Origin of the sequence: Pyxidicoccus sp. MSG2, assembly GCF_026626705.1 — a bacterium.
Classification (GTDB): Bacteria; Myxococcota; Myxococcia; order Myxococcales; family Myxococcaceae; genus Myxococcus.
This window is the reverse complement of record NZ_JAPNKC010000001.1, coordinates 6,533,196-6,556,496: the sequence shown is the minus strand read 5'-3', so window position 1 is coordinate 6,556,496 and position 23,301 is coordinate 6,533,196. Positions and strand designations below refer to the sequence as shown.

The window sequence follows — 23,301 nt, the reverse complement described above, 5'->3', positions numbered from 1 at the left end:
TAACTTGCGCGGAAGGTACGCGCATGGAAACCCGGTCGCAATCCAAACGCTCGGGGCCGGCCAGGCAGGCGGTTGCCCGGACTTCCGGCGTGAATCACCCAAACTCATGGATGTGCGTGCGTCCACGGCACTCCAGGACCGGAAAGCGCGACTCCGCCGGGAAGAACGAAGCCTTCCGTCAGAGCGGGAGCGGGAGGTCGCCGGCGACCGCGAGCGCGTACGACGACCAGCAGTCGACACATCACGCGGCGACGAGCCACCGGCGATACGATTCAGCAATATGAGACACGCCTCTCTCCTCAGGAGCACGTGGTTTTGAAATCCACACCCCTGGCCTGTGCCTTCGCCGCTCTCTTCTTCCCTGTCATCGCATCCGCCGAAGCCGAGCCCTCGGGCGTGCGCACCAACACCGCTCGCCTGATGACGACGGACGCGGCGGAGGTCATCGACGCGCCGGTGCTCGGCCTCCAGCGCACGGCGATACCGCTGTTCGCGGGGCTGGCGGTGGACACGTCGCTGTACGCGGACGCACTGCTGGCCCCCAACCTGGGCCTGCGCTGGGCCCTGGCCGCCGGCCCGCACCGCGTCGTGCTGGGCGCGCGCTACACGCACTTCGTGGGCGCCTCCACCTACTCGGGCATCGTCGAGTCCGAGGCCCCCGCCATCCAGAGCTTCGAGCCGGAGTTGTCCGGCCCGTCCTTCTACGGCGTGTATGGCCTGGTGCTGGGCCCCATCCAACTCCAGGGCGAGGCGCGCTACGGCCACTACACCACCGACTACCTCTCCTTCACCGGCGGTGCCGGGTTCAACTTCGCCGGCCACTGGTCCGTGGTGGCCGAGGCCGGTGTGCGCGTGGAGGGCGGCTCCGCCTTCCGCGCGGCGGCCGGCATCCGCTACGGCGGTGAGGGCCTGGGCTTCGGGCTCGGCGCCGCCTACGTGGACCTGAGCGACCCGGCCCTCCCCGGTGAGAGCCTCCCCGTGCTTCCCGTCCTCGACCTCTCCTGGACCTTCCGATGATGACCCGCGCCCTCTTCGCTTCGTGCTTCCTGCTGCTGACCTCGTGCTCGGCGGAAATCTCCGTGCAGACCGAGCCCTTCGACCAGACGGTGCCCGTCACCTCCATCCTCGAGCCCGTCTATGCGGAGGTGGCGCTCGATTTGCCCGAGGAGACGGTGGACACCGAAGGGCTGGACATCGTCGTGGACGAGGTGGCGGCCACCCTCACCGTGGTGAACCCGTCCACCCTCCTGACGCTGCGCACGTCCGCGCGGCTGTCCTTCGAGGGCACCGCCACGCCGGACCAGCCGAAGACGTACACGAACGTCAATCTGCCCGCCTACTACAACCGCGCGGCGGAAATCCTCGCCGTGCGCGACTTCGCGCCCAACTCCCGCACGGCGGTGCGCATCGACACGCCCGCGCTGAAGGACGCCATCGGCAAGCGGCGCGTCTGGTTCATCGTCAGCAACACGGTGGTGCGCAGCGGCCTCGGCACGCCCGTGTTCCCGGTGAACATCCAACTCGAGGACATCATCTTCCAGGCCGTCCTCACCAAGCCCTTCCCCGGGCTGGGGGGTGCGCTGGAGGTGGGCGGGCTGTAGCGCTGCTGCTAGTGAGGAGCGGGCGCGGCGCGCTCCTCCTTCATCCACGCGCGGACCTCGGGTGACAACTGCCCGAGGCACCGCCCGCAGTAGTTGCCCGAGCTGTGGTCCGCGGAGCTGATGGCCTTGCCCTTCGCGTCCGCCATGACGCAGCCGTCCGTCTCGCAGTGGTCGAAACCCAGCGTGTGACCGAACTCGTGGATGGTCAGGTCCCCCACGCGCCGCAGCAGCACCGCCTTCGTCTTGCTGTGCTTCCGGTAGATGTGCGTAGACAGCACGCAGGACAGGCCGCCCATGTTGCCCAGCCCGGCGATGCCCCAATCGTGGATGTCGCCCTTGGTGGTGGAGATTTCGGCCGCGGTGACGGCCACCACCTTCCACGCGCCCTTCGGCGGGTCCGCGTCGACGGCATCCAGCAACTTCTCCGCGCGCCAGCGCTTGCGGGGCGCGTACCAGGCGGCCTTCGGCATTTCGCGCGGGGACTCGAAGCGCACCTGTACGCGCAGCCGCGCCTGGATTTCCTTCGCCACCCGGTCCAGCACGTCCTGGTCCACCTTGCCGAGGGGGAGGATGGCCACCACCGGCTCGGCGGACGGTGACGCGGGCTCCGCGGCGGCGGGCAGGCCCGCGAGCAGCACGGAGAGACTCAGCAGAAGCGCACGGGAGGGAAGGCCCATGGCCGCATGCTAGCTCCTCTGCCCCGGGAGCCGTGAGCAGTGGTCATATCGACCGGGCGCGGAGTGGCCATTGCGCCGACCACTGCACTGAGGAATACGTGCGCGGGAAAGAGAGGCGCCATGTCGTCCAGCACTGCCACCGCGACCCACATCCCTCCTGCCGCCCAGGCCGAAACCCCGTCGCTGCGCCGGACGCTGGGGCTGTGGCAGGGCGTCTCGCTCTATGTCGGCTCGGTGCTGGGGTCCGGGGTGCTCGTGCTGCCGGCCATCGCCGCGGACACGGCGGGCCCCGCGTCGGTGCTGGCGTGGCTGGGGCTGATATTGCTCTCGGTGCCGCTGGCGCTCACCTACGCCGCGCTCTCGCGGCAGCGGGCCGACGCGGCCGGGTTCTCGGATGCCATCGAGCGCGCCTTCGGCCCCCGCTGGGGCGCCGTCGCGGGCTGGCTCTTCCTGGCCCAGGTGCCCATGGGCACCTCGGTGGTGGCGCTCATCGCCGGTGAGTATGGCGCGAGCGTGCTCGGCGGAGGTCAGGACCTGGCCTTCGCGTTCGGCGCGGCGCTGGTCGTCACCGCGTACGCGCTCAACTTCGTGGGACTGCGCGTCAGCGCGACGGCGCAACTGGTGACGCTCGCGGTGATTGTCGTCGGGCTGGCGCTGATTGTCGGCCGCGCGCTCCCGGAGGTGGAGCCCCGGGCCTTCACGCCGTTCTTCTCCAAGGGGCCTGTCGCCGTCGGGCTCGCAGCCGTGCAGCTCTTCTGGGCCTTCGTCGGCTGGGAGGCGATTACCCCGCTGGCCCGTGAGTTCAAGGACCCGCGCGACATCTGGCGCGCGAGCATGCTCGCGGTGGGCATCGTCGCCCTCGTGTACCTCCCGCTCGCCATCGTCACGATTGGTGCCACGGGACACGGGGACGCGGCGCATGCGCAGACGCCGCTCGTGCTGCTGGCGGCGAAGGTCTTCGGGCCGAGCGCCTCGCGCGTGGTGGGGATTGCCGGGCTGCTGCTCTCGTTCATCCCGGTGAATGCGTACGTCGCGGGCACCAGCCGCCTCGCCTTCGCGCTGGGCGAGCGCCGGCAGCTCCCCGCGTGGCTCGGCGTCACCTCCGCGTCGGGCACGCCGCACCGGGCGCTCGCGGCGCTGTGCGCCGTCGTCCTGGTGGCCCTCTCGGTGACGTGGCTGGGCCGGCTGCGCATCGCGGACCTGCTGCCGTTCTCCGCGTCGTCGTTCCTGGCGACCTACGTGCTGTCCATGGCCGCCGCCGTGAAGCTGCTGCGGGGGCCCATGTCCCATGCGGCCATCGTGTCGCTGGTGGCGTGCACGGCGGTGTTCTTCTTCGTGGGGACGTTCATCGCCTGGGTCGCCGCCGTCGCCGTCTGCGCCCTCGTCTACCAGCGCTTCGCCGGGCCCCGGGCGGGGTGAGCGGCCTCACCGCTCGTCGGTGTCGTCGTCGTCCGCGTCCGTGCCCGCCGGCTTGCGGCCCAGCAGCCGGTCGATGTCCGAGCGCGCCTCGTCCGCCTGCGCGGCGCTGATGCGATTCACCGACGCGAGCTGGTCCACAATCCAGTGCGCGCGCTTCCACAGCGCCCGCGAGCCGGAGGACGGCGAGCGCTTGCGGGGCGCCGGCAGCATGGCGGCCAGAATCGCCCCCTGCGCCACCGTGAGCTGCGACGCGGACACGCCGAAGTGCTCGCGCGCGCCGGCCTCGATTCCGTAGACGCCCTGCCCCCACTCGGCGACGTTGAGGTACAGCGTGAGGATGCGCTTCTTGGTGAGCGCGTCCTCCAGCCGGCGCGTCAGCACCAACTCCTTCGCCTTGCGCAGCAGGCTGCGGTCCGTGGACAGCCAGAGGTTCTTTGCCAGCTGCTGGGTGATGGTGGAAGCGCCCCGGCCCAGGTGGCCCTTCTCCCAGGCCTCCTCCAGCGCCTTGCGCACCTCGGAGGTGTCCACGCCCTCGTGGACATAGAAGCCCGCGTCCTCGGAGATGAGCACCGCGGCCACCGCGTGCTTGGAGACGGCCGTCAGCGGCACCCACTGCTGGCGGCGGCGAGCCTTCTTCCCCGCCTCCCGCGCCTCCTCCGCGCGCTTGTCGATGAGCGCCGTCGTCTTCGGGTTCTCCTTCTCGAACCGCGCGGCGTCCGGCAGCGTGACGTACTCGTACACGGCGAAGACGACGAACAGCGCGGCGAGCGCGAGCAGCACCTTGCGGCGTGGAGACCCGCGCCCCCACGGCGAAGCGGAGCGGGAGACGGGAGCCAGCGGCGTCACCGTTCTGAAAGGGGTATTGCCCCGCTCGGGCGTCGCGGGTGCCGTGTGCGCGTGCTCGGGTTCCGCGGGCCCCGGCGCTGGCCGACCATCCGATGGGGACATCGGGCCCGTGCATACCGCCTCCCGGCCCTGACGTCACCCCTCCCCGCCCCCTGCGCGCCCGGCTTCAGCAGGCAGGCAGGCGACCCCGGAAAGGCATCCTGATGACTACCGCCGCTTCGCCGACGCGACCTTCGACGCCACTTTCGGTGCCACCTTCGGCGCCGCCGTGTCCGCCCAGCGCTCGTCCACGGAGGCAAAGCCGGCGACCAGCTCTCCCGCCATGTACCCGCGGTTGCGCTTGTCACGGCGGCGCAGCCAGTCGTTGAGGACGCGGCCCTGCTCGTCCTTGCGCTCATCCGGGTGCGACAGGTTGAACCGGCCGCGCTTCACCAGGCCGCCCGCCTTGTGGACGAACGTCACCGTGCCGTCCTCGGCCACGCGCTCGACGATGCCGATGTGCGTGAGGCCATCGTTGAGCTTGCCGTCCTTGTTCCGGTCATGCGTGTCCCGGAAGAAGACCATGTCTCCCGGACGCGGCGTCTCGCGCACCGTGCCCAGGTCCACGGCCTTCCGGTAGATGGCCTTCACGCCATTCTCCCCGGGAAACGTCACCGCCGGCATCAGGCTCAGCCCCGGCTTGCGGTAGGCCAGCTGCGTGAAGCCCGAGCAGTCATCGTTCACCGTCGTACTCACGGTCCGCAGCGTGCTCAGCCCCAACCACGACTTCGCCCGCCACACGGCCCGCTCCGCCAGCGAGACGGTGGTCTGACGCTTCGGCGTGCGCTTGCGCACGGCCTCCGCCTCACCGCCCCACAGCAGCATCCCCACCACCGCCCCCAGCCACACTCCACGATGCATGCCCACGCGTCAGAGCAACCCGCGTGCCGCGCCTGCACGGCCGCTGGCACGTCCACCCGTGGACACCTCACCGGGGCCCTGGTGCCGCCCCTGTGTGGAATTGATTTCCCACACGGGACTGTGGGGCGACCCATGGTGGAAACATCCGGCCCCGCCGAAGCCCGCGGCGGCGCCACGGAGTCCCCACACGCGGACTCACACGCCGGGCTGGGGCCGCGCCGGCTCCCGCTGGAGCGACTGGCTTGGCTGCACGGGCAGCTCCAGCACGAAGGTGGCCCCCGCGCCGGCCTCGCTCTCCACGTGGATGGAGCCGCCGTGGGCCTCGACAATCTGCCGGGTGAGGAACAGTCCCAGCCCCAGTCCACCGTACTGGTGCGAGGACACCGCGCGCTCGAAGCGTCCGAAGATGCGCTCCAGCGCCTCGGGAGGGATGCCGATGCCATGGTCCGTCACCGTCAGCCGGGCGCGGCCGTCCACCTGGACCAGCTCCACGTCCACCGGCGCGCCGATGCCGAACTTGATGGCGTTGCCCAGCAGGTGCGTGAGCGCCTGCTCCACCCGGCCCCGGTCCATCCATCCCGACACGTGCGGAGCCTCCGTCCGCAGCCGCAGCTCGCAACCGGAGCGCACGGCCTCGTCCGCGAGGCGGTCCACACACGCCTCCACCAGCGCGGTGAGGTCCACCTGCTCGCGCCGCAGCTCCAGCGTGCCGGCGTTGACGCGGCCCACGTCCAGCACGCGCTCCACCAGCCCCGTCAGCCGCGCCACCTGCCGGGAGATGAAGCCCAGCCGCTCCAGCACCCCCTCCTGCTCGCCCGCGCGGCGCAGCTGGGACAGCAGGTTCTGCACACGCAGGGTGAGTGTGGCCAGCGGCGTGCGCAGCTCATGCGCCGCCACGGAGATGAAGTCGTCCCGCGCGCCAATGGCCTCGTGCGCCTCGTCGAGCAGCCGCGCGTTCTCCATCGCCATGGCGCAGCGGCGCGCCAGGTCCTCCGCCAGCAGCGCTTCACGCCGGCCCAGCGGGGGGTCCTCGGCGTCCGCCACCAGCGCGAGCGCCCCCACCACCCCCCCGCGCACCCGCAGCGGCACCAGCACCCCCGAGCCCGAGTGCCCCCGCCAGCGGCGCGGCTCGCATGGCAGCGGAGGCAACTGACCGCGCAGCGCCGCCTCGCGCCCGGGCGTCCACCCCGAAGCCGCCACCCGCCGCACCATGTCTTGCGTGTCCACCATCCAGATGGCGGCCCCGGCGCACAGCTCCGGGACGATGAGCCGCACCACGCGCGGCAACGTGGCGCCCCAATCCGGCGACGACGCCAGCTCCGCGCCCGCGGTGGCCAACACGCGCTGGAACACCTCCACCCGGCGCCGCTCGGCCACCACCGCCGCCAGCGTGAGCGCGGTCAGGCTGAGCACCGCCACGAAGACCTGCACGGCGAGGATCCGCTCCGCCGCCGACATGGGCAGCACGCCGAAGGGGCCGCGGCCCCCGCTCGTGTACGCCACCGCCAGCGTCCCCATCACCAGGATGGCGCTGGACGCCCCCCTGGACCCGTGGCGCAGCGCCGCGGCGATGACGAGGGGAAAGGCCGCATAGGGCAGCGTGGCGAGCAGCCCCAGCGGGGCCGCACCGGAGCGCTGGAAGATGAGGATGGTGACGCCGGCCACCAGCGCCAGCAGCGCGCCCAGTTCCGCCAGTCGCCGGGAGTCCCGCACCTCGCGGCCCAGGGGCCACCACGTCAGCAGCAACGGCGCCATCAGCACGGTGCCCAGCAGGTCGCTCAGCCACCACGCCAGGAACTCGTCCCGGAAGGACACGGCGCCCACCCACAGCCCGGCGCCCACCGCCCCCAGCAGGGCGCTGGGCAGCGTGCCCACCAGGCCTCCCAGGACGAGCACCCCGGCCACGTCGCGCACCCGGTGGAAGAGCACCGGTCCTCCGACGAAGCGCCGCAGCAGCGCCGCGCCCAGCAGGGTGCGCAGCACGTTGCCCACCCCCCAGATGGCCGCCACCGGCGCGGGGATTCCCTCCAGCACCACCGTCCCCGCCTCCGCCACGAAGACGGCGGCCAGCAGGGCCGGCCACATGCGCGTGGGGGAGCGCAGCAGGAAGGCCAGGCTCACCCCCGCGGGCAGCCACAGCACCGCGCTCATGACGGGGGGGAACACGAAGCGCAGGCTGAGGTACTTCAGCGCCACGAAGCACAATGCGAGCAACATGGCGCGACGTGCCATGAACAACCCCCAGGCGAAGGTAAGCAGCACGGGTGTGCCCGGCCGGGTGCTAGGAAGGGCGGCGGTGCGAGGGAGCGCACGTCCGACCCCGCTCCCTCGCCTGCTCCACCCGACAGGTGGGCGGCACGGGTGCCCCGCGGTACGGGGGGTGCCTGGTTTCAGGCCGTTGGAGTTCGACCTTCGTGACTTTCGACTACTACGACACCCTCTCCACGGCCCAGCAGCGCGTCTACCGGATGAGCGACGGCGTCGCCGCGCTGCGGGTGCGCGAGCCCCACGCACTGGCGCCCCACGTGGAGGCCCTGCGCCTGGCCCTGGCCTCGGGTGAGCGCGCCCTCCTGGAAGACGCCACCGCCCGGCTGGGCGACGCGCTGTGCGAGCGACTCGACGTGGCCGCCGCGAAGGTGGAGGTGCTGGAGGTGCGGCCCTCTTCCGAGACGGGCGAACTGCACGGCCTCTACACGCAGGCGCCGGGCCACCGCCCCCGCATCCAGGTGTGGATGCGCACGGCGAGGCACGGGCGCGTGGTCGCCTTCCGCACGTACCTGAGGACCTTCCTCCACGAGCTGTGTCATCACCTGGACTTCTTGCTCCTGGAGCTGCCCCACTCCTTCCACACGGAGGGCTTCTTCAAGCGTGAGTCCAGCCTCTTCCACCAACTCGTCCCACGGCTGAATACCTCTTCCTCCCGCCGCCGCCCCCGGTCTTCAAGGGTGTGACGGCTGACACCCGCCACTTAAGTCCAGGCACGAAGCGGCCTGGACGCTACATTCCCACTTCCCTATGGCGCATCCGACCGAAGACAAGAACTTCCGCCTGCCGAACACCATCCGTCCCCGTCGCCACGTGGCCACCGTCACGCTCGACCTGGACGCGCGGACCTTCTCCGGACAGCAGACCATCGAGCTGGAGCTGGCCGAACCGGCGAAGGAAATCATCCTCCACGCCATTGCCCTGCAATTGGGTGAGGTGACGTTCCGCGCGGGCGGCGAGCAGCGCAAGCCGTCCTCCCTCCAGCCGATGGCGCAGAGCGAGACCGTGGTGCTGCGCTTCGACACGCCGCTGCCCGCCGGGGCCGCGTCGCTGGACGTGGCGTGGACGGGCCGCTTCACCGAAGGCCTGCGCGGCCTCTATCAGGCGGGCAAGGTGGCGGCCACGCAGTTCGAGGCCGCCGACGCGCGCCGCCTCTTCCCCTGCTTCGACGAGCCGGCCTTCAAGGCGAAGTGGGCCCTCTCCGTGCGCGTGCCGCAGGGGCTCACCGTGCTGGGCAACAGCCCGGTGGTGAAGGAGGAGCAGGACGCAGGCCTGCGCAAGGTGACGTTCCAGGAGACGGAGGTGCTGAGCAGCTACCTCATCGCCCTCGTCGTGGGCCCGTTGGTGGGCACCGACGCGGAACAGGTCCAGGGCGTCCCGGTGCGCACCTGGTCCCTGCCGGAGAAGGCGCACCTGACACGCTTCGGCCAGGACGTGGCCCTCAACGTGCTGCCCCGGCTCCAGGACTACTTCGGCCTGCCCTATGCCTTCACCAAGGTGGACCAGGTGGGCATTCCGGACTTCGAGGCGGGCGCCATGGAGAACGCCGGCCTCATCACCTACCGCGAGGTGGCGCTGCTCCTGGACCCGTCCACCGCGCCGCTGTCCGTGCAGAAGCGCGTGGCGGAGGTGGTGACACACGAGCTGGCGCACCAGTGGTTCGGCAACTGGGTCACCATGGTGTGGTGGGACGACCTCTGGCTGAACGAGGCCTTCGCCACGTGGATGGCCTTCAAGATTGTCGACCAGTGGCGCCCCGAGTGGCGCATGTGGCTGGACTTCGACGCGCACCGTGCCAGCGCGCTGCACCTGGACGCGCTCAAGTCCACGCACCCCATCCACGGCGAGGTGCGCAACGCGAGCGAGGCCGGTGAGAGCTTCGACGCGATTACGTACGAGAAGGGCGGCGCGGTGCTGCGGATGATTGAGGGCTTCCTCGGAGAGGGCCCCTTCCGCGAGGGCATCCGCCAGTACATGCGCAAGCACGCGCGCGCCAACGCGGTGAAGGAAGACCTCTGGAACGCGCTGGGCGAGGCCGCGAAGCAGCCGGTGGAGGAGCTGGCCACCGCGTGGGTGGGCCAGAGCGGCTTCCCGCTCGTGACGGCGAAGCTGGACGGGCGCACCCTGCACCTGTCGCAGCGGCGCTTCTACTCGGAGCCGGGCGTGCAGAGCGGCGAGAAGTGGCCGGTGCCCATGGTGCTGCGCTTCGAGGACGGCACGGGCGTGCGCGAGCAGCGCGTGCTGCTGCGTGACGCGCAGGCCGCGGTGAAGCTGGAGGGCTCGGGCGAGGTGAAGTGGCTCACCGCCAACGCCGGCTCCACCGGCTTCTACCGCGTGGCGTACGACAAGCCCGCGCTGGAGAAGCTGGCGGCGAACGTGAAGGGGCTCGCGCCCTCCGAGCGCATCTCCCTGCTGGCGGACCAGTGGGCCCTGGTGCGCTCCGGGCAGGCGTCGATTGCCGACCTGCTCGACCTGGCCGGCCGCTTCGGCGACGAGGAGGACGACTCCGTCCTGGACGAACTGGTGGGCCGGCTGGGGTACGTGGAGGGCCGGCTGATGGACGGCGAGGAGCAGGAGCGCTTCCGCAGGTGGGTGGAGCGGCTGCTCGGCCCCGGGCTCAAGCGCGTGGGCTGGCAGGCGGCGAAGGGCGAGTCGGACCGGGTGAAGCTGCGGCGCGCGGCGCTGGTGCGCGCGATGGGCGGCCTGGCGCGCAGCCCCGAGGCGCTCGCGGAGGCCCGCCCGCGCGTGGCCCGCATGCTGGACGGCGACAAGGACGCGCTGGAGCCCAACCTGCTGGACGCGGCGGTGGCCATGGTGGCGCGCGCCGGGGACACGGCCCTCTTCGAGACGTTCCTCCAGCGGATGCCGAAGGAGCCGGACCCGGCCACGCAGCGCCGCTACCTCATGGCGCTCGCCGGCTTCGAGGACAAGGCCCTGGCCGAGCGCGCGCAGGGGCTGCTCTTCACCGACACGGTGAAGACGCAGGACGTGGCCAGCTTCATCGCGGGCCTGCTGGGCAACCGCACCGGCCGCGAGGGCTGGTGGGCGCAGATGCAGAAGCGGTGGAAGGACGTGACGGCCCGCACGGGCAGCGCGCCCATGCTGCTGCGCCGCATCGTCGAGGCCATGGGCATGCTGCGCACGCGCGAGCACCTGGAGCAGATGAAGGCGCTCCTCCAGGCCCACCCCGTCCCCGAGGCACAGCAGGCCACCGCGCAGACACTGGAGCGGCTGTCCCAGGACGTGGCGCTGCGTGAGCGCTGCGCTTCCGAGGTGTCCGCCTGGCTGAAGAAGCAGCCGTGAAGACGACGCTGACGCCCGCCAGCCTCTCCACCGCCCGCGAGGCCCTGCGCCGGGCCAACGCCGCCTTCGAGCGGACGTACCCCGGCGAGTCGCCGCGCCGGCAACCTGTACACGTGGTGTACGGCGGGGCCCACCTCTTCCGCGCCAACACGGCGCGGAAGCTGGGGGACCTCGCGCTCGCCGCGCTGAAGGAGTACGCGCCAGACGCGGCCGAGCTGGCCCACGGCCTGGGGCTGCCCCAGCGCGGCCGCTTCGCCCAGCGCGTCTACGGGCGCGTGGTGGACAAGCTCGAGCGCGAGCCGGTAGAGGACCTGCGCATCGACTTCGAGGACGGCTACGGCCACCGCCCCGACGCGGAGGAGGACGGGCACGCCATCTCCGCCGCCGAGGAGCTGGCGCTCGGCCTGGAGCAGGGCTCGCTGCCGCCGTTCATCGGCATCCGGGTGAAGTCCTTCTCGGAGGAATTGTTCGAGCGCTCCTCGCGCACGCTGGATTTGTTCCTCACCACCCTGATGGAGCGCACGGGCGGGAAGCTGCCGCCGTCCTTCGTCGTCACGCTGCCCAAGGTGTCTCTGCCGGAGCAGGTGGCGGCGCTCGCGCGAATGCTGGAGGTCTTCGAGACGGAGAAGGGGCTGACGCCGGGCTCGCTGGGCCTGGAGCTGATGGTGGAGACGCCGCAGGCCCTGTTCGACGTGGAGGGACGGCTGCACCTGCCCCGGCTGGTGGCGGCGGCCGCGGGGCGCTGCACCAGCGTGCACCTGGGCGTGTACGACTACACCGCGGCCCTCAGCGTCAGCGCGCACGTGCAGAGCATGCTGCACCCGACCTGTGACTTCCTGCGGGACGTGGTGCAGGTGTCGCTCGCCGGCACCGGCGTCATGCTGGCCGACGGCGCCACCCACGTCATGCCGGTGCCCCCACACAAGGCGCAGGGCGAGGAGTCGGTGCTGCCCACGCAGCGGCGGGAGAACATGGAGGCGGTGCACCGGGTGTGGCAGCTGTCGTACCGGCACATCCGCCACTCGCTGGAGCGCGCGTGGTACCAGGGGTGGGATTTGCATCCGGGGCAGCTGCCCGTGCGCTATGCGGCGGTGTACGCGTTCTTCCTGGAGGGGCTGGACGCCGCCTCGCGCAGGCTGAAGGCGTTCCTGGAGAAGGCCGCGCAGGCCACGCTGGTGGGCGACGTGTTCGACGACGCGGCCACCGGGCAGGGACTGCTCAACTTCTTCCTGCGCGGGCTGAGCTGCGGCGCCCTCAACCAGGATGAGGTGCTCGCCGCGGGCCTCACGCTGGAGGAGCTGCGCAGCCGCTCCTTCCGCGCCATCGTCGAGTCACGCCGGGGCCGCGCCACGGGAGGGTGAGCGGGCCCGGAGTGGTCCGGGAGCGTGCTGTTCGGAAATGTCGGGAGATTTGTCGCCGCAAAAACCCCCGACAATTCCGAACAGGACGCCCTCGAGACGCCGCCGGACCGGGAGCGGGGTCGGACTGGCGTCATCCCGTGGCCCTCCTTTCCGAGCTCCGAGCCCACCGATGCGTCAACTCGTCCTCCTGCTGTGCCTCGCCACCGCCTGCGCCAGCCCATCACGGACCTCCCGGCCGGGAGCCGGACAGCCTGGGACGCAGGCGGGGAACTCCACCACGGGGGGTTCCACCGCGCCGGGCGAACCCGAGCCCACGGGGGCCTTCGCGCGTGAGCTGCCACCACTGCCGAAGCACCGCGTGGACTCACCCGAGCGCGTCTTCACCGCGGAGGTGGAGGCCAGCGCGCCGCCCACGCTGGCGCGCAATGAGGGCTCCACGCGCATCGACATTCCGCTGGGCACCGGGGCCGCGCTGGCGTGCTTCGTCTATGAGCGGCCGCTCGACGCCGCGGGCGCGCTGCTCGCGGTGGCGAAGGCGGTGAGTGAAGGCCCGGGCGTCACGGTGCGGCGCATGCAGCCCACGGAGGTCGCCGTGGTGGAGGGAGCACCGGCCCTGTTCTTCCGCGTGGACTACGAAACGACCGCGCCGGGGCAGATGAAGCTGATGGTCAGCACGAGCCGCGAGTTGCCGCTGCTGTGCGCCCACGACGAGCCCGGCTACGCGCGGACGTTCCGCCGCATCACCCTGGACCTGGCCCGCACGCTCCAGGCGCCGGGCCACCCGCGTGCGTCCGAGCAAGGCGAGGAGCTCCACGTGCTGAAGCTGGACGGTCAGCTCGCCGGCTTCGAGTGGCGCACGTCGAGGAGCGAGGCGCCCGGCCGCACGCGCACCGAGTCCACCACCAGCCTGCTGCTGCCAGGCGCGGACGGCACGCAGAGAGCGGAGGACATCACCACCACCACGCTCACCGACGAGCGGGGCCACCTGACGGAGCTGCGTCATGCGCGGGCGGAGGATGGCGCCCTGACCATGCAGGTGACCTTGCGGCGCGAGAAGGAGCCGGCAACCCGCCCCCCGTCCGGTGGCGCCCCCGCCGCTCCCGGGGCGCCTACCGCGCAGCACGAAGCCGCCACGCGCAGTGCCCGCGGCGACCCCGCCGCTCCCGGGGCGCCTACCGCGCAGCGTGAGGCAGCAACGCGCAATGCCCGCGGCGCCGAGCCCGCCGGCCCGGAGGCGCTCACCGTCCCCGGCACCACGTACCGCTACGAGGGCCGCCAGGGTGCGCGCGTCCTGAAGGGCAATTTCACTTCGAACCGGGGGCTCGCCACGGACGACGACGTCCGCCTCGCCGTGAGCAGGTGGCTGTTGCCCGGAGACAGGCCGGAGGTGGTGCTCGACGTGTACCGTCCGGCCGACGACGTCACCGCACCGCTGGAGCTCACCCTGCGCCGTGACTCATCCGCCAGCGCGCTCACGCTGACCGTCGGCGCCAGCACGGCGAGGGCGAGAGCCAACGCCCGGGGACAACTGGAGTGGCTGGAGCAGGTCCGTCCCGAGGGGAAGCTCACTTCCGAGCTCATCCACACATCGCCCTGACACCCGTCCTCATTGATAACCAGGAGTTATCGATGAGCCGTGGGCTTGTTCCGTGCCGTAACCAACTCCCGCCGGTAGGTTCACGCCTCTTTCCAGGGGGTGGCCGTGCAGAAGTGGTTGAGACACGGATTGGGCATTCTGTTCGACGTGGCGTGCCTCTGCGGCGGAGGCTTCGCGGCCTTCTGGGCCTTCTACGGGATGTACGAGGGAACCAAGGAGGACTTCTGGGGCATCAGGCTGCTGATGATGGTCTTCCCCGCGGCCCTGATTGCCCTGCTCTCCTCACTGCTGTTTGACGATGCCCCGTGGCGCTGCTGGCTGCGCTTCGCGTTGTTCGAGGGCATGTCGCTCCTGCTGCTCGCGACGGAGTTGGAACATGCCTGGGGCTACCGGAGCCTGGACCGGTACGAGGGTGTGATGCACCTCGTGCTGGCCCTGCTCGCGGACGCCGCCATCTACGCCGGGGTGCTGGGCCTCTCGCGGCCAGTCCGGCGAAGGATGAGTCCGGCCTGAGGCCACCCCGTCACCACAGCATGTCCTGGTCCTCGGTGACGCCGGGCACGTTGTTCAGCTCCAGCGTGCGTCCGCCCAGCTTCACCGTGCCCTGGAAGAAGCCCACCGGCTGCGCGAAGTGACTCACCACGAGGCGCAAGTTCCGCTCCTCGCGGTGCACGTGGAACGGCTGGAAGCGCAGGTCCACCGCGCCATCCACCGTCGTCAGCCGCCACGGCTCCATCAGCTCCTTCGGGTTGTACTCGAAGCGCGCCCGCGCCAGCGGGTACAGCCTGTCTCCGAGCCACAGCGCATTCTCGTTCGCCTCGACGTTGCTCTCGTTGAAGCCCTCCACGAGGTTGATGCCCACCGGCATCCCATCCGCCAGCCGCCCGGCGGCGAAGGCCCAGCGCCAGGCCGTGTGCCGCGCCAGGTAGCCCTGCGTGTAGTCCATGCCGCCCACGCCGCCGTCGAGCCGGAAGCGCTTGCCGCCCGCCTCCAGGCTGCCGAAGGACAACAGGCCGTTGCGCTTCATCGTGACGTTGACGAGCCCGTCCCCCTCCACCGGTGCAATCACCGTCAGCGCGGGCGGGCCGCCGGCCACCAGCAAATCCCCCGCCCACTGGAAGGACTGGAGGCTGCCCGTGCGAAGCCGGCTGACGTCCACCTCCACGTGGTAGCGCTCGTCCTCCTCGCCGCGCTTCACCGACAGCCGGCCGCCCAGCGTCCGGAAGCGGGCGTTGAGCCCCGCCCCGGGCTTGTCGCCCAGCTCCACCATGGGCCCGGGCGCGCCCAGGAAGCTCACGTCACACAGCGGCCGGCGCTCCTTGAGGTCCAGCGCCACCGCGAACGCGCTGGCCGTGTAGCCCAGGTCCACCACCGCGAAGAGGGCCGCGACTTCCTGCGTGGCCGCGAAGGTGTAGTGCCAGCGCTTGCGCTTGAGCAGGCGCGTGGTGCGCGTCGGGGACCACTGCCCCTGCAGCTTGGGGAGGTCCACCTCGGGCAGCTCGCCCTGGTACGTGCCAAATCGGGGCTCACCCCGCGCCGAGGCCACGGAGGCCGGTGCGGGGGGAAGGGAGGCTTCTCGCTCGGGCGTCATCTCCCCCCATTGGAGGACAACCGCGCGCGGTTGTCACCCGGAGTCGCCCACCAAGGGCCACCCGCCGACATTGCCGCCCCGCGGGGCTACCACGCGATGTGAAGATCGAAACTCATGGGCGAGTGACGCTCGGTGGTGATGGTCGCCTCGACGCGCGCCAGCTTCAGCCATTCCAACAGGACGCCCGACATGAAGCCCGACAACACGTGGAACTCGTTCCGGAACTCCATGCGGAAGGTACGCTCCCCCAGCTGCACCAGCGTCACCCGCAGCGGAGAGTCGTCCATCAACACGTAGTCCGGGAAGCGCTTGAGGTAGCGCACCGGGCCCAGCATGGGCAGGCCCACCGCCACCGCCCGGCCCAGCAGCGTCTGGACGAAGCCCTGCACGAAGCCGCGGCCCAGTCGCAGCCGCGCGTCTTCAATCTCCAGGTCCGGATACAGGTGCGCACAGGTGGCGTCCACGCACCGGTTGAGCACCTGGATGGGGTACTCCGCCTTCAGGGACCGCAGCTCCACGCCCTCGGCTCGCAGCAGGTTCGCGAGCGCGCCGTCCGCATTCAGCCCCTTGATGAAGAGGCACTCGAACACCATCGCGCGGGTCATCGGCTCGGAGGGCATCTGCACGCCAGCCTCACACCGTCCGAAAGGAAACGGAAGCATGCGAGAGCAGGCGGACGGCCGAGCCCGGGGGTGCGCGCCGAGCCCCTCGGGTGCGTACCGACCCTCAGCCTCGGCCGAAGATGATGCGCTCCTGGGTCAGCAGGCGGGAGGTGATGCGCAGGGCCAGCGCCGCCACCGCGAGGCTGGAGGCCGCGGCGATGAGGAAGGGCAGCGGGCCCAGCGTTTCGCCGCGCATCACCTCGCCCGCGAGCAATTCCTGCCCGAGCACCGGCACGGCGAACATCCACGGCTTCGTCTGGAGCGGCGACAGCGCCAGCACCATGCCCGGCAGCATGGGCACCACCATGAGGAGCGACAGGTACGTCTGCGCCTCCTTGAAGGAGCGTGCATACGTGGACACCCACATCTGCACGGACGACGCGGCCAGCGTCAGCGGCAGCACCGCCGCGGCCATGCCCAGGGCGGCGGGCGCGTCGAAGCGGGCCTTCACGCCCAAATCCTCCAGCGGCACGCGCCGCACCACCAGCAGGTAGCCCACCAGCGTCAGCAGCACCGCGCCGGCCGCCATGGCGACGGTGGCCATCCACTTGCCCGCCACCACCGCGCCGCGCGGAGCGGGGTTGAGCAGGAGCGGCTCCAGCGAGCCGCGCTCGCGCTCGCCGGCCATGGTGTCACTGGCCACCTGCATGCCGCCCGCGAAGGCGGCCAGCACCAGGAAGAGGGGCACCATGTTGAGCACGCCCGCCGCGGTGCGCTCGGGCGTGGACAAGTCGAGCTCCTCCACGCGCACGGGGATGGCCAGCTCCGGGGCGATGCCGCGCGCATAGAGGCGCTGGTTGCCCAGCAGCCCCGCGTACGCCTCCAGGAGCCGGCGCGCGCGCAGGATGGAGTGGCGCGCGGACTGGCGCGAGCTGTCCACGACGAGCTGCACCTCGGCGGTGCGCCCGGCGGAGAACTCCTTGCCGTAGTCCTCCGGGACGATGAGCACCGCGTCCAGCGTGCCCGCGCGGATGCGCGCCTCGTAGTCCGCGGGCGCCTCCGTCAGCGTCGCCCCGTAGCGCTCCAGGAAGGCCATCAGGCTGGGGGCATGCGAGCGCCCCACCACCGGCAACTCCAGCGGCCGGTCCTGCCGGTACCAGGAGGCCAGCAGGTTGAACATCACCAGGAAGACGACGGGGCCCAGCAGCGGGAACATCACCGCGGTGAGCACCGAGCGCCGGTCGCGCAGGTGGTCCTTCAATTCCTTGCGGAAGACGGTGCCGACCAGGTGCCTCATTGCATCAGCCCCTGCTCGCTGCCGATGGTGGCCACGAAGGCCTCCTCCAGGCTGTCCTTGCCGGTACGGGCCCGCAGCTCGTCCGGCGTCCCGTCCGCCACCACGCGCCCGTGCGCCACCACGACGATGCGGTCACACAGCGCGGCCACCTCCTGCATGACATGGCTGGAGAACACCACGCACCGTCCCTCCGCCTTCAACTGCCGCAGCAGCGTGCGCACCGCGCGGGTGCTCATCACGTCCAGGCCGTTGGTGGGCTCGTCCAGCAGCACGTTGTGAGGCCCGTGCACCAGCGCGCGCGCCAGCGCCACCTTCACCCGCTGGCCCTGGCTGAAGCCCTCGGTGCGCCGGTCCGCGATGTCCTTCATGTCCAGCAACTCGATGAGCTCGTCCACGCGCGTGTCGAGCGCCGCGCCGGACAGGCCATGCAGCTCGCCGAAGTAGCGCGCGTGCTCGCGGGCGGTGAGGCGCGGGTAGAGGCCGCGCGTGTCCGGCAGCACGCCCAGGGCGCGGCGCGCGTCCTCGGGCCGCTGCACCACGTCCACGCCGTCCACCAGCGCGGTGCCCCCGTCCGGACGCACCAGCGTGTAGAGCATGCGCAGCGTCGTCGTCTTGCCCGCGCCGTTGGGACCCAGCAGGCCCGTAATCACGCCGTCCCGCGCGGTGAAGGACACGTCCTCCACTGCCGTCACCGCGCCGAAGCGCTTGTGCAGGTTCCTGGCTTCAATCATCTCAAGGCACCGGGCCGGCGAAGGAGGTGAAGAAGGGAGGCCGGGTCAGGCTCGTGCCGCACGAAGGCGTCAGCCCCTCCACGCTCCCGCGCGTGAGCAAGTCGTTCATCAGCGTGCGCGCGCAGTCCGCGCCCACCGTGTTGTGGCCCACGCCGGGCACCACCACGTGCAGGCTGTGGCTGAGCGTGCGCTTCGCGTCCTCGGCCCACGCGGGCGGCGTCACCGGGTCCAGCTCTCCCGACAAGAGCAGCGTGGGCACGTCCGACACCACCGGCTCGCGGTAGCCCGCAGGCAGCGCGGCCTTCGGCCAGTCCGCGCAGATGGCCAGCGTCTCGAGCCCCATGTCCGGGCCGAACCACGTCCCCTTCGCCTCGCGCTCCACCGCCGCCGCGTCGTAGAAGGGCGCGTCCTCCGCGCAGACGACGGCGTAGTAGAGGCCATGGCTCACGGTGTGGCCCGCGCCCTCGGACTGGCCCACGCTCAGCGCCACGAAGGGGGCCCACTCGCCGCGCGCCACCCTGTCGAGCGTCAGCGGCACCAGCGACGCCATCTCCGGGCTGTAGAGCTGGCTGAACAGCTCGGACAGGAAGGCCCTGCGCGACAGGGTGAACTCCTCCGGCACGCCGGTGAGCGGGTGCGGCACGTGGACGCGCGCGGGCTCCGCCGCCAGCTTCGCCAGCAGTCCTTCCGTGCGCGGCCGCAGGTCCGGGTACGCCTTCGCACAGGCCGCGTCCTTCGCGCAGTGGGCCAGCAGCGCATCCAGCGCGTGCTGCCCGTCGCGCGGCGCGTTCAGCGGCAGGTACAGGCTCATGGGCGCCACGCCGTCCAGAATCGCGGTGCGCACCCGGTCCGGGTGCTGGCGCATGTACACCAGCGCCGCGCGCGTGCCGTAGGACACGCCCCAGAGATTGATTTTGTCGTAGCCGAGCGCGGCGCGCACCTCGTCCAGATCATCCATCGCGTTGGGCGTGGTGTAGTGGCGCACGTCCGCGGCCCAGCCCTCGCGGCACTTGCGCAGCTTCTCCGCCGCGCCGCTGTCGTCGAAGCGCGCCGCCAGCCCCTCCTCCAGCGGGTGCGGCTCACACTCCAGCGGATTCGAACCCCCGGTGCCGCGCTGGTCCACCAGGACGATGTCGCGCTTGCGGCGGATGCGCTCCAGCGCGAGCAGGACTTGAGGCACGCGCGACGCCGCCTGTCCCGGGCCTCCCGCCAGTAGCACCAGCGGGTCCGGCTCCGACTGGGCCGCCAGCGCCGGCACCACCACCACGCGCAGGGCAATCTTCCGGCCCGCCTTCGCCGCGCGGTCCTCGAACACCTCGTACGTGCCGCACAGCGCCTGGCTGGCCACTCCCTCCAGCCGGCAGGGGCTGAGCGCCACCTTCCGGCCCTCGGCGCCGGAGGGCCCGCCCCGAGAGCAACCCGCCAGCGCCAGCGCCGCGAGCCCCAGGGCCAGCCAGCGCAGGGCACGGAGCCGGGGCGGAGCAAAGGAGGGGATGTGTGTCCGGACCCCGGGCAAGGGTGCCTCCATCATGATGCGGGGAGACCTGCCACATACCATCCGGCCCGCAACGCGGTACACCCATCGACCATGCCCGGACGGTGGCATTGAATCCGCGATAGAAAACCGCGTCCGGTGATACGCCCATGCCCAAGATGAAACGCGCCCTCCTCGTCCTGGCAGTCCTGTCCTTCACCACGCTGACGGGCTGTGCCGCCCTCCAGAACCTCCTGAAGGGGGCCTTCAAGAAGCCCACCCTCACCTTCAAGACGGCCCGCCTCTCCAGCGCGTCCCTGTCCGACGCCACCGTGGACCTCGTGTACGAGGTGAACAACCCCAACAGCTTCGGGCTGGACCTGGCCTCGGTGGACTACTCCTTCTTCGTCGAGGGCAAGCAGGTGGTCGCCGGCAAGCCGAAGAAGGGGCTGTCGCTCAAGAAGAACGGCAAGAGCGAATTGGTGTTCCCCGCCAACGTGAAGTTCGCGGACATCGTCCCGGTGGTGGAGACGTTCCTCAACAAGGACAAGGCCGCGTACAAGGCCGAGGGCAGCGTGGGCATCAAGACGCCCATCGGCGTGCTCAACTTCCCGCTGTCGAAGGAGGGCGCCTTCGAGGTGCCCAAGATTCCGCAGGTCTCCTTCCAGGCGCCCCGCATCAAGGGCATCAGCGGCACCACCGCCACGGTGGAGTTCCCCCTCGAAATCAAGAACCGCAACAGCTTCCCCCTGCCGGTGGCCGGGATTACCGGCGCACTCAAGGTGGGCGGCGCGAATGTGGGCAACCTGTCCACAGGAAACCTGGGCCTACTGGACGGCAGCGGCACGAAGCAGGTGACGCTGCCGCTCACCATCAATCTCTTGAGCGCGGCCTCGGCGGCCATGGCGCTGCGCTCGGGTGGGAGCGCGCAGGTGAAGCTGGACGGAAAGCTCACCTCGGACTCCCAGTCCGTGCCGCTCAACCTGAGCCAGCTCCTCAACTTCGTGAAATGACGCCTGCCTGCACCCCGGGCGACGAGGACTGAACCCCAGGGTTGTCCCGGGGCGCCCTTGACGTTACGGTGGGTCGTCCCCTTCCCAGGGCTTCCGGACTTCCGCCATGCGCCGCATTCTCTTCAAGGCCAAGATCCACCGCGCGACCGTCACCCAGGCTGACCTGGACTACGAGGGTTCCGTCACCATCGACGTGGACCTGCTGCGCGCGGCCGACATCCTCCCCTACGAGAAGGTGGCGGTCTGGAACGTCACCCGGGGCACGCGCCTGGAGACGTACGCGCTCGAGGGCCCCTCGGGCAGCGGCGTCATCTGCATCAACGGCGCGGCCGCGCACCTCAACCAGCCCGGCGACCTGGTGATTCTGGCCACCTTCGCCGAGGTGGAAGAGGCGGAGCTCGCCGGCTGGAAGCCCACCGTGGTGTTCGTGGACGGGAAGAACCGCATCGTCCCCGGCATCAAGGAAGAGATTCCGGGCCCCCAGCGCCGCTCCGCCTGAGGCCTGGCCGCTTTGCCCCACCGGGTGCCTTTTGCCATGCTCCGTCCATCCTTAGAGGAGGGGCGGATGGCCCCGGAGGCATGGAAACGATGAGGCGGATGTGGACGGTGGCCGGCGCGCTGGCGCTGGTGCTTTCGGGTTGCAAGGCCATTGGCTCGTTCCGCCCCAATCCCAACGACGAGGACCCCATCTACGGGGTCATTCCCGTCGTGAAGGCCCCTCCCAAGGACCGCTGTCAGGTGCATGGCAGTTCCGGCGCGCGCTCCGCGTGCGACGAAGCCATGTACATCGCCACCGAGTACACCCGTCGGCTGTCCGTGGGCGACGAGGTGTGCCTGGAGGGTGGCTATGGCGAGGAGCCGGGCGCCGCGTGCAAGGCGCGCGCGGCCGTCATCGACACGTCGCCCAACCAGGTGAAGCTGGAGGTGCGCGGGGCGAAGCCGGACTCGCGCTGGTTCAACGTGGAGATGCGGCACGCCTGGTACGAAGAGGGCGCGCTGGTGGACCTCTACCTGTCCGAGCGGGGTTATTAGAGGACAGGCGGAACAAGGAGGAATGACGGATGGGCATCTACGACCGAGTGGCCGAGCGACTGGCCTTCATGAAGATGCTGACGCCCAGCGAGCTGAAGAAGCTCGGCTCGGCGAAGCTGTCGGACATCGTCATGGGGGAGGTGGCGCGCGCCCGCGTACGCGTGGCCGAACTGGAGAAGCGCTACCCCCAGTCGCAGCCGAAGGACCTGGCCCAGCGCCTCATCGACGAGAAGAAGAACCTCGCCGGCATGGTGGGCGGGGTGAGTGGCGTCTTCGGCCTGGTGGCGCTGCCAGCGGACCTGGTCTTCATGGCGTACCTGCAAATCATCCTGCTCACCGACGTGGCCACCCTCTACAAGGCGAACCTCAAGACGGAGCGCGCCCGCGGGGAGATGCTGGACCTCTTCGGCTACGCCAACGGCATTGGCCCGCTGCCCCGCGCGGGGCCGAAGGTGTTGGGGAAGCTGGCCGCCATGATGTTGGAGAAGGGCGGCATGCACACGCTGGGGCGGGCCATGCCGCTGGTGGCCGCGCCGATTACGGCCTACTTCAACAACCAGCACATCCAGATGGTGGGCGAGCAGGCCGTGCGCTTCTACGAGGGCTTCGACAAGGCGCACGCCAAGGCGAAGGCCCACCGGCAGAAGGCCACCGGGAGCTGACGCGCGGCTCCAGGCGCTTTACGCCTTCACGGCCCGGGCACCTGCGCGTAGCCCAGGAGCCGGTCCATGCGGTTGAGCACGTAGGTGAAGCCCTGCACGCGCGGGCCGTTGCTGCCCTCCACCGTGTAGAGCACGCCATACGCCACGTGGTGCACCAGCCCGACGTGGTCCTCGCGGCCGTCCGCGTCCACACGGGCCCAGACGACGAGGTCCCCCGGCTGGGGCGTGTAGGGCTCTCCTGACAGGTGGGCCCAGCCGCGCTGGCCCAGCTCGCCGAAGAGCTTCCGCGCGCTGACGGTATAGGGAAAGGGCGGACCGCCCGGGTCCTGCCAGAAGCACCAGCTCACGAAGCCGGCGCACCACGGGCTGCCCTCGGGCGCCAGGTCGTGCAGGTACTTGCGAATCCACGGCCCCGCGCCGGGTCCGCCCTCCTCGCCCGCGCCCGCCTTCAGCTCGCCCAGGGCGGCTTCCAGCGCATGCCTTCCACGCGCGCTGCCGCCCAGTTCGGGCAGCGGCATGACGGTGAAGTCGATGGCGGGAGGATGCAGGAGGAAGGGCCGCAGGTGCGTGAGGCTCCACCAGGTGTCCGGCCCCGCCTGGCCATCCACCACCAGCGGCTCGCCGTTGGAGTCCAGGTTCTGCGCCTGGTAGGTGACGACCGCCGCGCGCGTGACCTCGCCGAAGTCGCCGTCCACGGCCAGCGGGTAGCCCCGCTGGGTGAGCAACTCCTGCAGCCGCCGCACCTCGGGCCCCGAGTCCCCCAGGGCCAACCCGCGAGCCATGGTGTGCCGCCCCCCCGTCCCTCCATGGTGGGGACGCCGCCACCACGGGACTCCTGGCCGAAAAGGCGCGGCGCGTGCCCGGTCCTGAACCCACGCCTACCCTCCGGGATGGACCTGCCCGGCCGGCGTCGAAGGGCTGATCCCCGCG

The 23,301-nt window shown here is 71.0% G+C and carries 22 protein-coding genes; 12 read left to right on the top strand and 10 right to left on the bottom strand.

Annotated elements, in window-relative coordinates:
* Positions 1 to 315: 315 nt before the first annotated feature.
* Positions 316 to 1,017 (top strand): hypothetical protein, encoded by a 702-nt coding sequence (locus OV427_RS25815; RefSeq protein WP_267858826.1) that lies wholly within the window; start codon positions 316 to 318, stop codon positions 1,015 to 1,017.
* Positions 1,014 to 1,601, top strand: coding sequence for a hypothetical protein (locus tag OV427_RS25810; protein WP_267858825.1), 588 nt, complete (start codon positions 1,014 to 1,016; stop codon positions 1,599 to 1,601). The genes OV427_RS25815 and OV427_RS25810 overlap by 4 nt, the downstream gene beginning before the upstream one ends.
* Positions 1,602 to 1,609: 8 nt before the next feature.
* On the opposite strand, the gene OV427_RS25805 is transcribed toward OV427_RS25810, so the two are convergent.
* A complete protein-coding gene (locus tag OV427_RS25805) occupies positions 1,610 to 2,278 on the bottom strand; it encodes an archaemetzincin (RefSeq protein ID WP_267858824.1) in 669 nt (222 codons plus the stop codon).
* 120 nt (positions 2,279 to 2,398) lie between these two features.
* Here OV427_RS25805 and OV427_RS25800 point away from each other — a divergent pair, with 120 nt between their 5' ends.
* Positions 2,399 to 3,697: an APC family permease gene (locus OV427_RS25800; protein WP_267858823.1), complete on the top strand. Its 1,299-nt coding sequence runs from the start codon at positions 2,399 to 2,401 to the stop codon at positions 3,695 to 3,697.
* Positions 3,698 to 3,703: 6 nt separating this feature from the next.
* Here the strand turns inward: OV427_RS25800 and mtgA are convergent, their stop codons facing one another.
* The 3 genes from mtgA to OV427_RS25785 form a co-directional block, all read right to left on the bottom strand.
* Positions 3,704 to 4,543: a monofunctional biosynthetic peptidoglycan transglycosylase gene (gene mtgA, locus OV427_RS25795; protein WP_420718279.1), complete on the bottom strand. Its 840-nt coding sequence runs from the start codon at positions 4,541 to 4,543 to the stop codon at positions 3,704 to 3,706.
* A gap of 207 nt (positions 4,544 to 4,750) precedes the next feature.
* Positions 4,751 to 5,443: a CHAP domain-containing protein gene (locus OV427_RS25790; RefSeq protein WP_267858822.1), complete on the bottom strand. Its 693-nt coding sequence runs from the start codon at positions 5,441 to 5,443 to the stop codon at positions 4,751 to 4,753.
* A 195-nt stretch (positions 5,444 to 5,638) separates the two neighbouring features.
* Complete coding sequence (locus OV427_RS25785; RefSeq protein ID WP_267858821.1) at positions 5,639 to 7,675, bottom strand: MASE1 domain-containing protein; 2,037 nt, start codon at positions 7,673 to 7,675, stop codon at positions 5,639 to 5,641.
* A 182-nt stretch (positions 7,676 to 7,857) separates the two neighbouring features.
* Between OV427_RS25785 and OV427_RS25780 the strand changes: the two genes are divergently transcribed.
* From OV427_RS25780 to OV427_RS25760, 5 genes are all read left to right on the top strand, one after another.
* Entirely contained in the window at positions 7,858 to 8,394 is a 537-nt protein-coding gene (locus OV427_RS25780; protein ID WP_267858820.1) for a hypothetical protein, read from the top strand.
* 64 nt (positions 8,395 to 8,458) lie between these two features.
* Positions 8,459 to 11,011, top strand: coding sequence for a M1 family metallopeptidase (locus OV427_RS25775; RefSeq protein ID WP_267858819.1), 2,553 nt, complete (start codon positions 8,459 to 8,461; stop codon positions 11,009 to 11,011).
* A complete protein-coding gene (locus OV427_RS25770) occupies positions 11,008 to 12,372 on the top strand; it encodes a DUF6986 family protein (RefSeq protein ID WP_267858818.1) in 1,365 nt (454 codons plus the stop codon). Before OV427_RS25775 ends, OV427_RS25770 begins: the two co-directional genes overlap by 4 nt.
* Before the next feature lie 169 nt (positions 12,373 to 12,541).
* Positions 12,542 to 13,969, top strand: a complete 1,428-nt coding sequence (locus tag OV427_RS25765; RefSeq protein WP_267858817.1) for a hypothetical protein — start codon at positions 12,542 to 12,544, stop codon at positions 13,967 to 13,969.
* Between the two features lie 129 nt (positions 13,970 to 14,098).
* Positions 14,099 to 14,482 carry a hypothetical protein gene (locus tag OV427_RS25760; RefSeq protein ID WP_267858816.1) on the top strand — a complete coding sequence of 128 codons (384 nt, stop codon included), beginning with the start codon at positions 14,099 to 14,101 and terminating at the stop codon, positions 14,480 to 14,482.
* Positions 14,483 to 14,492: 10 nt separating this feature from the next.
* On the opposite strand, the gene OV427_RS25755 is transcribed toward OV427_RS25760, so the two are convergent.
* The 5 genes from OV427_RS25755 to OV427_RS25735 form a co-directional block, all read right to left on the bottom strand.
* Positions 14,493 to 15,560: a DUF2804 domain-containing protein gene (locus OV427_RS25755; RefSeq protein WP_267858815.1), complete on the bottom strand. Its 1,068-nt coding sequence runs from the start codon at positions 15,558 to 15,560 to the stop codon at positions 14,493 to 14,495.
* Positions 15,561 to 15,646: 86 nt separating this feature from the next.
* Positions 15,647 to 16,180 carry a DUF2378 family protein gene (locus OV427_RS25750; protein ID WP_267863477.1) on the bottom strand — a complete coding sequence of 178 codons (534 nt, stop codon included), beginning with the start codon at positions 16,178 to 16,180 and terminating at the stop codon, positions 15,647 to 15,649.
* A 106-nt stretch (positions 16,181 to 16,286) separates the two neighbouring features.
* On the bottom strand, positions 16,287 to 17,459 hold the full coding sequence (locus tag OV427_RS25745; RefSeq protein WP_267858814.1) for an ABC transporter permease: 1,173 nt from the start codon (positions 17,457 to 17,459) through the stop codon (positions 16,287 to 16,289).
* Positions 17,456 to 18,190: an ATP-binding cassette domain-containing protein gene (locus OV427_RS25740; protein ID WP_267858813.1), complete on the bottom strand. Its 735-nt coding sequence runs from the start codon at positions 18,188 to 18,190 to the stop codon at positions 17,456 to 17,458. The genes OV427_RS25745 and OV427_RS25740 overlap by 4 nt, the downstream gene beginning before the upstream one ends.
* Position 18,191: 1 nt before the next feature.
* Complete coding sequence (locus OV427_RS25735) at positions 18,192 to 19,718, bottom strand: alpha/beta hydrolase (protein ID WP_267863476.1); 1,527 nt, start codon at positions 19,716 to 19,718, stop codon at positions 18,192 to 18,194.
* Positions 19,719 to 19,834: 116 nt separating this feature from the next.
* Between OV427_RS25735 and OV427_RS25730 the strand changes: the two genes are divergently transcribed.
* The 4 genes from OV427_RS25730 to OV427_RS25715 all read left to right on the top strand — a co-directional run bounded on the left by OV427_RS25730 (position 19,835) and on the right by OV427_RS25715 (position 22,371).
* Positions 19,835 to 20,677, top strand: a complete 843-nt coding sequence (locus OV427_RS25730) for an LEA type 2 family protein (protein ID WP_267858812.1) — start codon at positions 19,835 to 19,837, stop codon at positions 20,675 to 20,677.
* Positions 20,678 to 20,783: 106 nt separating this feature from the next.
* A complete protein-coding gene (panD, locus tag OV427_RS25725) occupies positions 20,784 to 21,176 on the top strand; it encodes an aspartate 1-decarboxylase (RefSeq protein WP_163999460.1) in 393 nt (130 codons plus the stop codon).
* 89 nt (positions 21,177 to 21,265) lie between these two features.
* Positions 21,266 to 21,709 carry a hypothetical protein gene (locus tag OV427_RS25720; RefSeq protein WP_267863475.1) on the top strand — a complete coding sequence of 148 codons (444 nt, stop codon included), beginning with the start codon at positions 21,266 to 21,268 and terminating at the stop codon, positions 21,707 to 21,709.
* Between the two features lie 29 nt (positions 21,710 to 21,738).
* The gene (locus OV427_RS25715) at positions 21,739 to 22,371 is read left to right on the top strand and encodes an EcsC family protein (protein WP_267858811.1); all 633 of its coding nucleotides are present in this window, start codon (positions 21,739 to 21,741) and stop codon (positions 22,369 to 22,371) included.
* A gap of 26 nt (positions 22,372 to 22,397) precedes the next feature.
* Here OV427_RS25715 and OV427_RS25710 read toward each other — a convergent pair whose 3' ends face one another.
* Positions 22,398 to 23,153, bottom strand: a complete 756-nt coding sequence (locus OV427_RS25710; RefSeq protein WP_267858810.1) for a peptidoglycan-binding protein — start codon at positions 23,151 to 23,153, stop codon at positions 22,398 to 22,400.
* Between the last annotated feature and the right edge of the window lie 148 nt (positions 23,154 to 23,301).